General features: G+C 44.5%; 13 protein-coding genes. 10 read left to right on the top strand and 3 right to left on the bottom strand.

Going from position 1 to position 10,584, the window contains the following annotated elements; translation table 11 throughout:
* Positions 1 to 1,097 (bottom strand): FtsW/RodA/SpoVE family cell cycle protein (locus tag WAM07_RS07345; RefSeq protein ID WP_422165876.1); only part of this gene is annotated, 1,097 nt, incomplete at its 3' end.
* Positions 1,098 to 1,282: 185 nt separating this feature from the next.
* On the opposite strand from WAM07_RS07345, the gene mgtE reads away from it, so the two are divergent.
* Genes mgtE through WAM07_RS07330 form a run of 3 tightly spaced genes read left to right on the top strand, consistent with a single transcriptional unit; the run spans position 1,283 to position 4,773 of the window.
* Complete coding sequence (gene mgtE, locus WAM07_RS07340; RefSeq protein ID WP_422165875.1) at positions 1,283 to 2,647, top strand: magnesium transporter; 1,365 nt, start codon at positions 1,283 to 1,285, stop codon at positions 2,645 to 2,647.
* Positions 2,648 to 2,663: 16 nt separating this feature from the next.
* The gene (locus WAM07_RS07335; protein WP_422165874.1) at positions 2,664 to 4,514 is read left to right on the top strand and encodes a monovalent cation:proton antiporter family protein; all 1,851 of its coding nucleotides are present in this window, start codon (positions 2,664 to 2,666) and stop codon (positions 4,512 to 4,514) included.
* Positions 4,515 to 4,560: 46 nt separating this feature from the next.
* The gene (locus WAM07_RS07330) at positions 4,561 to 4,773 is read left to right on the top strand and encodes a hypothetical protein (protein WP_422165873.1); all 213 of its coding nucleotides are present in this window, start codon (positions 4,561 to 4,563) and stop codon (positions 4,771 to 4,773) included.
* Between the two features lie 284 nt (positions 4,774 to 5,057).
* Here WAM07_RS07330 and WAM07_RS07325 read toward each other — a convergent pair whose 3' ends face one another.
* The gene (locus tag WAM07_RS07325; protein WP_422165872.1) at positions 5,058 to 5,936 is read right to left on the bottom strand and encodes an alpha/beta hydrolase; all 879 of its coding nucleotides are present in this window, start codon (positions 5,934 to 5,936) and stop codon (positions 5,058 to 5,060) included.
* A gap of 142 nt (positions 5,937 to 6,078) precedes the next feature.
* Here WAM07_RS07325 and WAM07_RS07320 point away from each other — a divergent pair, with 142 nt between their 5' ends.
* Both WAM07_RS07320 and WAM07_RS07315 read left to right on the top strand, forming a co-directional pair.
* A complete protein-coding gene (locus WAM07_RS07320; RefSeq protein WP_422165871.1) occupies positions 6,079 to 7,191 on the top strand; it encodes a glycosyltransferase in 1,113 nt (370 codons plus the stop codon).
* On the top strand, positions 7,191 to 7,652 hold the full coding sequence (locus WAM07_RS07315; RefSeq protein ID WP_422165870.1) for a glycosyl-4,4'-diaponeurosporenoate acyltransferase: 462 nt from the start codon (positions 7,191 to 7,193) through the stop codon (positions 7,650 to 7,652). The genes WAM07_RS07320 and WAM07_RS07315 overlap by 1 nt, the downstream gene beginning before the upstream one ends.
* A 67-nt stretch (positions 7,653 to 7,719) precedes the next feature.
* On the opposite strand, the gene WAM07_RS07310 is transcribed toward WAM07_RS07315, so the two are convergent.
* Positions 7,720 to 7,905: a hypothetical protein gene (locus WAM07_RS07310; protein ID WP_422165869.1), complete on the bottom strand. Its 186-nt coding sequence runs from the start codon at positions 7,903 to 7,905 to the stop codon at positions 7,720 to 7,722.
* 169 nt (positions 7,906 to 8,074) lie between these two features.
* Here WAM07_RS07310 and WAM07_RS07305 point away from each other — a divergent pair, with 169 nt between their 5' ends.
* The 5 genes from WAM07_RS07305 to WAM07_RS07285 all read left to right on the top strand — a co-directional run bounded on the left by WAM07_RS07305 (position 8,075) and on the right by WAM07_RS07285 (position 10,317).
* The gene (locus tag WAM07_RS07305) at positions 8,075 to 8,227 is read left to right on the top strand and encodes a hypothetical protein (protein ID WP_422165868.1); all 153 of its coding nucleotides are present in this window, start codon (positions 8,075 to 8,077) and stop codon (positions 8,225 to 8,227) included.
* 39 nt (positions 8,228 to 8,266) lie between these two features.
* Positions 8,267 to 8,470 carry a hypothetical protein gene (locus tag WAM07_RS07300; RefSeq protein ID WP_422165867.1) on the top strand — a complete coding sequence of 68 codons (204 nt, stop codon included), beginning with the start codon at positions 8,267 to 8,269 and terminating at the stop codon, positions 8,468 to 8,470.
* A gap of 119 nt (positions 8,471 to 8,589) precedes the next feature.
* A complete protein-coding gene (locus WAM07_RS07295) occupies positions 8,590 to 8,808 on the top strand; it encodes a helix-turn-helix transcriptional regulator (RefSeq protein WP_422165866.1) in 219 nt (72 codons plus the stop codon).
* On the top strand, positions 8,795 to 9,211 hold the full coding sequence (locus WAM07_RS07290; RefSeq protein ID WP_422165865.1) for a hypothetical protein: 417 nt from the start codon (positions 8,795 to 8,797) through the stop codon (positions 9,209 to 9,211). Before WAM07_RS07295 ends, WAM07_RS07290 begins: the two co-directional genes overlap by 14 nt.
* A gap of 62 nt (positions 9,212 to 9,273) precedes the next feature.
* Positions 9,274 to 10,317, top strand: a complete 1,044-nt coding sequence (locus WAM07_RS07285) for an IS1595 family transposase (RefSeq protein ID WP_422165877.1) — start codon at positions 9,274 to 9,276, stop codon at positions 10,315 to 10,317.
* The last annotated feature ends 267 nt before the right edge of the window (positions 10,318 to 10,584 follow it).

The following is a 10,584-nucleotide window of genomic DNA, read 5'->3' as shown; positions in this document are numbered from 1 at the left end:
GAGCTTCCTCCGTAACTGATAAAGGGAAGGGGAAGTCCAGTGATCGGAAGCAGCTGAATGGACATGCCGATATTTTGAAAGACTTGAAACGCGATCATTCCTACGACGCCGACGATTAAATAGCTTCCAAATGCATCGTTACTTTCGAGAGCAATTTGGATCATCCGATAAACCAGAAGGAAAAACAACGTGACGACTATACTTGAGCCTATGAAACCGAACTGTTCGGACACCGCGGTAAAGATCATATCGGTGTGACGTTCGGGCACCATCACTTCAAAGTTACCCGGGCCTTTTCCGGTCAGCTGGCCGGAGCCGATCGCGGTGATTGCTTTAATCAGCTGCAGGCCTGCGCCGAGCTCGTACTTTTCAGGCTGAAGCCAGCCATAGAAGCGGGAGTCCACGTGGGCAAACACGGATTCTTCAAAGAACGTGGTAACCTTTGTAATATTAAATAGGAACGTGGTCGCAACAGCTGCTATAATGATTATCACAGAAGATACAATCGAGAGAAGAATTCTCCATTGAATACCGGATACTAAAATCATAAACGTTGTGATGGATACTAACACAAGGAAGGTACCCAAATCCGGCTGCACCGCAATAAGTCCCATTGGAACTGCGGAAATAAGCATCAGCTTTCCGAGCAGCATAAGATCTGTCTTTACGGTTTTCATCCGGATTTTTTCATTATGTTTAACAATCACATGAGCAAGCGTAATAACAAGGAAAACCTTCATAAATTCGGAGGGCTGAATGGTGCCGATCCCCGGTAACTTAAACCAGCTCCAGGCTCCGCCTGAATAGTGTACGAGTCCCGGCGGAAATTTAAAGAAAAGCATAAGCAAGGCCGTAAGACCAAATCCGTACAGACCCCAAACGATTTGATGAAGGCGGTCATAATCCAAAATCATAGCCACGCCTGCGACTATGCTTCCGAGTATGTACCAGACGATTTGTTTCATATAAGAGCCCTGATCTCCAGCGCCTAAATAAGGATCTACGGTGTAAAGGGTATAGCAGCTGATGATTCCAAAGGCCAGGACAATGAATATAATGGTAAAATCAATCGGTGAAGTTTGCTGATTATCATTCATGAATGTTCCCTTTCTATCAAGCAATCTGTTAAACTACGGTTATAATTGTAAGTGTACATGATTCTTCCAATAATTTTAAGTCAACTTTATGATTTAATGAAAAGAAAATACTTTCGTTGACAAACGTCAAGTAGGCAATTAAGATTAAACGGTCAAAAACGAACAGAACGTCAAGGAGGGGAGCTATGGAACACTTAGATGACCAGGAGCGCCAAGAGGTTTGGGATGCAATAAAGGATGCGCTTTTTAACGATTATATTGACCAATTTCGCGCCGAGTTTCTAGAACTCCACCCTTATGATCAGGCTATGATTTTCGAGGGATTAGATGTTGATGTTCGTATGCAGATCTATACGTATCTGTCTCCCGAAGAAGTAGCGGATTTCATGGAGCATATTGATTATGAGGAAATCGAGCCGTTTTTCTCTGAAATGGATCCCAGATTTGCGGCACAAGTATTCGCAGAGATGTCTACAGATGATGCGGTAGATATTTTTAATGAACTGGATAAAGACAAAGTGGCAAGCTTCCTGACCATTATGGATAAGGAAGCGGCACAGGAAATAAAAGACTTGCTGCACTACGAAGAGAAAACCGCGGGCTCAATTATGACCACGGAGTTCGTCATCGTGGAAGCCGGCATGTCGATCAGGGAAGCGATGCTTCATTTAAGAAAAGAAGCCCCTGACGCCGAAACGATTTACTACACCTATGTCATTGACGAAGACAAGCGTCTGGTTGGGGTTATTTCGCTTCGTGATTTAATTATCTCGGAAGACGACTGGCTCATCTCGGACGTTATGAATGAACGTGTGGTGTCCGTTTCTGTAGCCGAAGACCAGGAAGAGGTTGCGCGAATGGTAAGAGATTATGATTTTCTTGCCCTTCCCGTTGTTGATTTCCAGAACCACCTGCTCGGCATTATTACGGTCGATGATATTATGGACGTTATGGAAGAAGAAGCAAGCGATGACTATTCCAAGCTTGCCGGTATTTCCGACGTTGACAGTCCTGATGAAAATGCTTTTGACTCAGCTAAAAAAAGGCTGCCCTGGCTGGTTATTCTGCTGTTTTTGGGCAGTATAACGGCAAGCCTGATCGGCCGCTTTGAAGAAACTCTCGACAAAGTTGCGATTCTGGCGATCTTTATTCCGCTCATTGCCGGGATGGCCGGGAATACAGGCACACAGGCTCTTGCAGTTGCCGTGCGCGGTATCGCAACAGGCGAAATTGATAAACAGGGTAAGACCAAGATGATGCTGCGGGAAGCTGGAACTGGATTGATTACCGGAATTTCCTGCGGGATTATCATTACACTTGTCGTTTATTTCTGGCAGGGGAACTTCTTTTTAGGCTTGCTCGTCGGACTTTCCATTTTATCGACGTTGATTGTAGCCACCCTGGCTGGTTCACTCGTTCCTCTCATCATGCATCGATTTAATATCGATCCTGCTGTTGCATCAGGACCATTCATCACGACCATCAATGACATCATTTCCATACTGATTTATTTCGGTATGGCGACAGCATTTATGAATTTACTCATCTAGTGGAAGGAGGGCGAGTATGGAACATGGAGCTTCAGTAACTTCCTTAGTTATTGTCATACTAGCTGCATTTATCACTCCCATCTTATTGCATCGATTTAAACTGAACATGATTCCCGTCGTGGTCGCTGAGATTATCGTCGGACTAATTATAGGAAAAAGTGGTTTCGATATCGTGGAACAGGGAAGCTGGCTTGAGATTTTATCAACGCTCGGGTTTATCTTTCTTATGTTTCTTAGTGGTCTCGAAATTGACTTCTCCATTTTTGCCAGAAGGAAGAAAAGGGCTAAGCCCGAAAATAAAGGGACAGGAGCTCCAAACCCGGTCATCGTGGCTTTAATCGTGTTCGCCGGGATATTCGTCATCTCCCTCGGTTTGTCCTATCTATTTGTACTGGCTGGCTTTATAGACAATGCTTTCTTAATGACACTGATCATATCAACCGTATCGCTTGGAGTTGTTGTACCGACGCTTAAGGATGCGCAGATGATGAAAACCACGATTGGCCAGACCGTTCTTCTGGTTGCCGTTATCGCTGACCTGGCGACCATGATTCTACTAGCCGTTTTTGTATCACTTTACGGCGAGAGCCACGGGAATACATGGCTGCTGCTCATTTTATTTGCGGTCGGGGTTCTGCTTTACTTCGTCGGCAAGCAGTTTCGTCATCAATCCTTTGTGGAAACGATGGCTAAAGGTACCATCCAAATCGATACGCGGGCAGTATTCACGTTGATTATCCTGCTCGTAGCCTTATCCGAAACGGTAGGCGCCGAGAACATTTTAGGTGCGTTCCTGGCGGGTACCCTCGTTTCTCTCTTATCTCCGAACCAGGAGATGGTGAAGAAATTAGACAGCTTTGGCTACGGCTTTTTGATTCCGATCTTCTTTGTCATGGTCGGTGTAGATCTTGATGTCTGGAGTCTGTTTACCGATAACCGCGTGATCATTCTCATTCCATTATTATTCGTAGCGCTGCTCGTATCTAAGATCGTGCCTGCACTGATTTTGAAAAAGTGGTATGATATGCGCACAGTACTGAGTACAGGATTTATCCTCACTTCCACGCTCTCGCTTGTAATTGCAGCTGCGACAATCGGGGAGAGAGAAGGCATGATTGATGCCCAGATGGAAGGGGCACTGATTTTAGTAGCGGTGCTCACCTGCCTGGTCGCTCCGATTGTGTTTAAGAAGATTTATGGCAAGTTTGAGGATGAACAGCATAAAACGGTGGTCTCCTTTATTGGCTCGAACCGAATGACGCTGCCGGTCGTTCGGGAACTTGACATCAATTCCTACGAGACCCACTTGTATCATACAAAATTAGATAAAATTGATGATAAAATCAGCCGTTCCTGCTTCGATATTAAGGAACTCGATGGCTATAACGTGGAAGCCATGAAAGCATATGGTGTATTTGAGGTTGATCTGCTTGTAGCTTCTACAGGTGATGAAGAGAAGAACGCGGAAATCGCGCGCTTTGCGAAAGAAGAAGGAGTGGAGCGGGTTATCGCCCGTGTGGAATCTCCACAATTGACGGCCGAGCTGAAAGAGCTTAAGGTCAGCGTGTTCTCTGTGTTCTTATCATCCAAAGCTCTCCTGAAGGCGATGATCGAAGCACCGAACGTTGTCGATATCATTACGAAACAGGAAAGTGCGCTCTACCAGATCAACATGAACAACTCGTCTTATAACGGGGTGTATCTCCGCGAATTTCCGTTTACCGGAGACGTGATCATGGTCCGGATTTTCCGTGGCAAAGATTCCATTGTGCCGCACGGGGACACGGAGCTTAAACTGGGTGACCGTCTCATTGTGACGGGTTCAAGTGAGTATGTAGATGAACTGAAAATGGATCTTGAATATTAGATCATGAAGATCTCCTTTCGTTAAGAAAGGGGGTCTTTTTTATAGCGTGATTACTTCGCCCCTGCCTGGATTGGGCCGTGGCGGAGCGAGATTGGGCTGTGGTGGAGCGGAAATGGGCCGTGATGGAGCTGTGATTGGGCCGTGGCGGAGTGGAATTGGGTCGTGGCGGAGTGGAATTGAGCCGTGGCGGAGTGGAATTGGGCCGTGGCGGAGCGAGATTGGGGCGTGGTGGAGAATGGATTGCGCCGTAGTCAAATGAAATAGAATCATCTCTAGCCGAAATTGGACCGTAGAGGTTCCTCACCGTTTGAGCGTGTCTGACCTTTGATACTGGAGGTATATGTTAGGCTTGACGAAGTACGAAGTTTTTCTTATTTAGATAGAAGAGGACGTGACGTAAAATAGGGTAAAGAGATTCAAAAAACAAATGAAGCTGCCGGGTGCACGTTTGAGAGTGTCCATAGCAGCTTTCGTATTTATTAATGGAGTTTTGACTAAGATCTTTACGTTTCTTTTCTTATGAAAAACAAGCACGCTTAAATCTTAAAACTGAATGGTTTTTCTGATTTCATCTTCAATCATTGCCCACGCTTCCTGGGCTTTTGGCTCGGGTCCTAAGTGAGTAAAGGCGTGATAACAGTCTTCAAATACTTCGTGTCTTACGGGCACGCCGGCGTTTCTTAATTTGGCTGCGTATGTTTCAGCTTCCTTAGAGAAAGCGTCATATTCCGCCGCAATAACAAGCGCCGGGGCAAGCTTGTCTGTATAGGGAGCTAAGACGGGTGAAGCAAGCGGATGTTCTGCCTGGTTTCTTTCCGGCACATAGCACAAGTTGAGGAAATGGGCAGCCTGAGGGAAACGCGCACGCCCGGGATCGCCCTCTGGTTTATCAGCATGCGGTGTAACGAAATCAAGCATGGGACAGATCAGCACCTGGAGGAGGGGCTGAGGTTCGTTCCGATCCTTCAGCAATAGACAGAGCGCTGCCATAATATTTCCACCTGAACTTTGCCCGCCGACCATGATTTTTTCTGGATCAATCTTAAGGTCTTTGGCGTGATCTTTTATCCAGTGCAGCAGTTGATAGGTCTGCTCTAAAGGCCCTGGAAAAGGATATTCAGGTGCTTTGGCATAGTCCACATTTATAACGACGCAGCCCGTATTGTTCGCGATCTGACGGCAGTATGGATCATCCATCTCTTTTGAATTCATAATGAAGGCACCGCCGTGCAGGTTAATGTAGACAGGCAGAGTATTTTCGGCTGCTCCTTTTGGATAATAGCAGGATATATATGTATCTTTCACATCCGTTTCAACGAGAATGTCCTTTTTTTCCTGGACGGGCTGTATAGGAACCATTGGTGTATTCAGAGATTGATCTGAAAAGAAACGGAGTGTATTGGCTATAATAGATTTATACATAATGAACCCCCTGTTTTTTAATTGCTTATACCCGGCAGAAAAGGAAGATAATCGTGGAGGTCTTCAGGACGCAGGGTATAAACAGACGATCGCGCTGATTCGCGACCGCAACAATAGTTTACATTCAAAATAAGCATACGCTATGCTTAAGAAAGATGAGGTGATCGCCATGTGGTTTATGTTCCTGGCCATAATTTCAACTCTGCTGCTTTTTTGGCAGAGGGTTTCATTTCCTATTCAAGAACCTGGAAAAACGGGTACATACTCAATCATTATACCAGCACGTAATGAAGAAGAAAATTTAAGACGCTTACTTCCTTCCATTCTTGCAACGAAGAGTAACCAAAGGGAAGTGATCGTCGTGGATGACCATTCAGAAGACCGGACGCGGGAAGCCGCAGAATCCTTTGGAGTAAAAGTCATCAGCAATCCGCCTTTACCGGAAGAGTGGATGGGTAAATCCTGGGCCTGTTATAACGGGGCAAAAATAGCAAAAGGAAAGACTTTATTCTTTCTCGACGCAGACACATGGTTTTCCAAACACGGACCGGAAAGAATCATCCAGTTTGCAGAGAATAGAGGACTGAACGCTTTAGTTACGGTGCATCCCTATCACTACATGCATTCGTTCTGGGAAAAGTTTTCTTCTATTTTCCACCTGGTGGTGTTTGCTTCCTCTGGAATTACGACAATCGTAAAGGATCAAATAAGCAAGCATGGAGGGTTTGGTCCCTGTTTGATTATACCGGCAGAGACGTACTGGGAGCTTGATGGTCATCAGTCGATCCGCAGTGAAATTGTGGAGCATCTGGCCTTTGCAAGACACGCCGAAGCGAGAGACGTACAGACCTATGCCTTCAGCGGCAGGCATGTCGTTAACATGCGTATGTATGAAGCCAGTCTGAAAGCGGTGGTGGAAGGGTGGTCCAAAAGCTTTGCTTCTGGAGCGAAAACGGCATCGCCGTTGATGACGGCTGCTGCGATTCTCTGGATCACTGCTGTGATCTCTTACCTCCTTAACATTCCTGACATGGGGTGGTGGAGCCTGATCGGTTATGGAATTCTTGCTTTCTGGCTTGCTCGCACGCTCCGGGAAATGGGGAACTTCAAGTGGTATGATGCGATCCTTTTCCCGCTCCATTTCTTATTCTTTGTCGTTCTGTTTGGCTATTCCATTATGAAAACCTTCTTTTGGAAGGAATCAACTTGGAAGGGCCGGAATATAGCCGGAAAGAATAAGAGAGGATCGTCCTGATGATTACAAAGATTATTATTGCCTGGGTAATGATCCATATAAGCATCAGTGCACTTGTATCTCAGCTTCCCGCTTCCATGGTTTTGTCTTTCTCCAGACTATATGAGTTAAAGAGTTGGGAGAAAAACGGCCGGGTGTATGAAAAGCTGAAAATAAAGAAATGGAAGCATCTTCTTCCAGAAGCCAGGAAGTGGATGAATCAGGGAAAGGGGAAGACGGCGGCTCACCTGAGAAACGAAGAAGATTTTCAAGCCTTAACCCTGCAGACCAGCCGCTCCGAGCTGTCTCACTGGGTTCAAATCCTTCCAGGCCCATTATTTTTCTTCTTCCTGCCTATGTGGGCCGGATGGGTCATGGTTCTTTATGCCATTTTATTTAATCTGCCCTTTATCGTTGTACAGCGCTACAACCGCACCCGGTTAGAACGATTCAGGAAGGTTTACGAAAAGAAGCAGCGGTGACGTGCTGCGCCAGCGCACAAAAAGGGACGGAAAGCCGTATGATACGCTTCCGTCCCTAACTTATTCATTAGAAATTTTTCATATTCGTTGGATCGGCCGATTTTGCTGCGGCACCTTCAGATCTGTAGATCTCTTCCATTGCCTTCTGCTCATCAATGACCGGAACGAGGCGCGTCTGCTCCCTGCGTTTTTGTTCAAAATGGACGGACAGGATAATCAATCCAGCTGGTAGTAACAACCATAACCACAACATCTAATCCCGCCTTTCTCGGATCTATACGATCCTATGTATTGTATTCCCTTCTTCTCATAATTTATCCCTCCTTTTCATGGAAAATCTGCCATTCCTGTTAAAGGATGAAAGAAAAAAATGAAACGATCGAAGCGGGCGAACCGTACGTAAGGAAAGGAAGTGGTCAGCTATGATGAGGCTTATGTTTATCCTCGCCTTGCTTGTCATCCCGGTTTCATTAATCTTTAACCAGGCAGCTGCTGGAATCTTAATCTCCCTGTTATTCATGTTTACAGGGGCTTATTTTAGCAAACCCAGATTTAATCGTTCGAAAAAGGACTGAATATTTTATAGCGTGATCGATTTTTTTGGAGGTGGTAAAGTGGGAAAACATTACGTTAGAAATTCTCTAATCGTTGGATTAGCTGTGTTTGTGATCAGCTTGTTTGTCCTGGTACCGCTGGGGTCGCCTGCTCCTTATGTGGGAGGCTTAGTAATCGCCTTTTTCGTATTTGAAATCAGCTTTTATCATTTATTTGCGAAGAATAGGAGTGAGCGTAACGTTTCTTATAAAAGAACAAAATGAACTAGGAGGCTAATACTTTTTCACGTAGACGCATTTCCGTAATTTGTATCGTTTATGTAATATATAAATTTCATTTTGGAATATATATGTTACGATGACCGCAGAAGGGATCGATCATTATGGAAAATCAGGTAAAGGTATCACGTGTAGGTGTTCATCTCACCCAGCAGCAGTTAGCCGAGAGGGTCGGTGTGACCCGGCAGACCATCAGTTTAATTGAAAAAGGAAAATACAATCCAACGTTAAAGCTATGTCTTGAGATTTGCTATGCGGTGAATAAGACGCTGGATGAAGTATTCTGGATAGAGAAGGGAAGCGGATCTAATGGAGAGAATTAAAGATGAACGGCTGCAGCTGAGGAATTTAAAAAACATTCGGATCGTCTATATCATACAGACCTTTGGAATTTTAGCCATTCTTGCCTACGATCTTGTAACGAAAGGTATGGATGGAATGACAGGAAATCCTTTGTGGGCTGTTTTTATGATTTCAGCAGTGGTAAATGCATACTTAATGATGAATATTAGTGTGGATCATGAAAAGAAAACATCACCAGAGAAGGGCCTTTACATATCACTCGCCGTTGTTAGTGTCCTGTCTATTGCTAGTGGTGCAATGGTGACGTTACTGGGCTCGAATGGGATAGGAAGCGGCTTCTTAATAGGCGGAATTATATTAGTCTGTTCCTTGGTGCCTGTGATCTATATTTATTTATTAGGCTCTGTTAAAGCTTGTTGTTGATATTTGAACAATTCGAACAAGTGTTCTATAATGAGGTTATCAAATACAAGTGGGTGACGACTGTGAGAGCAACCGATATCCTTAAAGCCATTCAAACATTGAACCCAGCGGAAAAACATCGCTTACGTGAATACTTAATTGATGCTCTCACTGCGTCATCCTCCACAGGAACGGCTCTGGAAGAGATTTCAGAACGTAAACATAAGGACGGCTATCATTGTCCTGATTGCGAATCAGAACATATTGTGCGATTTGGAAAATACTCAACTATGGTGGACGGTGAAGAAGTGAAGAAACAGCGTTACCGCTGTAAAGCTTGCCGTAAAACGTTCACCGACCTTACCAATACCGCCCTATACCGCACGCGCCACCTCCATCGCTGGATGAAGTTTATCGAATGTATGATAGAAGGTTATTCGCTCCGCAAATCAGCGGAGTTGATTCGAGGCGTTACCCACGTGACCTTGTTCTATTGGAGGCACAAGCTCCTATCTGCATTAAAACAAATCGAAAGTACAGCATTTCAAGGTATCGTCGAAATGGATGAGACCTATTTCCTGTACTCTGAAAAGGGACAAAGAAAGATTGACGATAGAAAACCTCGTAAACGGGGCGGTTCCGCCAAGAAACGAGGCATAAGCAAAGAACAAGTATGTGTACTGGTCGCAAGAGACCGTGACAAAGTGACTTTCTCCCAAACGTTAGGAATGGGGCGATTGACAAAAGAACAATTAGACAAAGCCATCGGGCATAAACTTTCGAGTGAGAATGTGTTATGCACCGATGCTTGGCGTGCCTTCAAAACCTATGCGTTTGATAACGGGATGGACATCTATCAGTTCAAATCAGACGGTAAAATCCGCACCAAAGGGCTTTATCATATCCAGAACGTCAATAACTACCACAGAAGGTTGAAAGCGTGGATACAGCGTTTTAACGGCGTGGCAACCAAATATCTCAACAATTATCTAACCTGGTTTCAGATATTAGAGAGCATCCATCATCAGCGAAATGAAGTAACGATGAAGGATATGATAGTGAAAGGGAATTTATTTCCAAGTGTCGAAACCTATGATACCCTTAGATTATCTACTTTCACGATGTGACAATTGAATCTTGTTTCCCGAATCGGATATTTATCTTGGAATCGAGTATTCCAGTAAAGGGCAGGTTAGTTGAAGACTCAGTTTCGAGATAATAGAATTTTTTGGAACTATATCACGACTAACTCGTAATAGTAACATAGTTAATTTTAGGAGCGATTTATTGGTATGAGTAGCCAAATAAATAATAAGATGAACGGAAAGATGAGTGATGAGAAGTACCGAAGTATTTTTAATGAAATCGTAGAAATTATGCACAATGACCACGCA

It is taken from the genome of Halobacillus sp. (assembly GCF_049282395.1).
In the GTDB taxonomy this organism is placed as follows: domain Bacteria; phylum Bacillota; class Bacilli; order Bacillales; family Halobacillaceae; genus Halobacillus.
The sequence above is the reverse complement of the archived record's forward strand: the minus strand, read 5'-3'. Positions and strand labels throughout refer to the sequence as shown.

Excerpts from the sequence above, each read along its gene's own strand:
- WAM07_RS07325 (WP_422165872.1), bottom strand. The coding sequence starts at position 5,936 with ATGTATAAATCTATTATAGCCAATACACTCCGTTTCTTTTCAGATCAA.
- WAM07_RS07305 (WP_422165868.1), top strand. The coding sequence starts at position 8,075 with ATGATGAGGCTTATGTTTATCCTCGCCTTGCTTGTCATCCCGGTTTCA.
- WAM07_RS07335 (WP_422165874.1), top strand. The coding sequence starts at position 2,664 with ATGGAACATGGAGCTTCAGTAACTTCCTTAGTTATTGTCATACTAGCT.
- WAM07_RS07315 (WP_422165870.1), top strand. The coding sequence starts at position 7,191 with ATGATTACAAAGATTATTATTGCCTGGGTAATGATCCATATAAGCATC.
- WAM07_RS07320 (WP_422165871.1), top strand. The coding sequence starts at position 6,079 with ATGCTTAAGAAAGATGAGGTGATCGCCATGTGGTTTATGTTCCTGGCC.
- WAM07_RS07310 (WP_422165869.1), bottom strand. The coding sequence starts at position 7,905 with ATGTTGTGGTTATGGTTGTTACTACCAGCTGGATTGATTATCCTGTCC.
- WAM07_RS07295 (WP_422165866.1), top strand. The coding sequence starts at position 8,590 with ATGGAAAATCAGGTAAAGGTATCACGTGTAGGTGTTCATCTCACCCAG.
- mgtE (WP_422165875.1), top strand. The coding sequence starts at position 1,283 with ATGGAACACTTAGATGACCAGGAGCGCCAAGAGGTTTGGGATGCAATA.
- WAM07_RS07290 (WP_422165865.1), top strand. The coding sequence starts at position 8,795 with ATGGAGAGAATTAAAGATGAACGGCTGCAGCTGAGGAATTTAAAAAAC.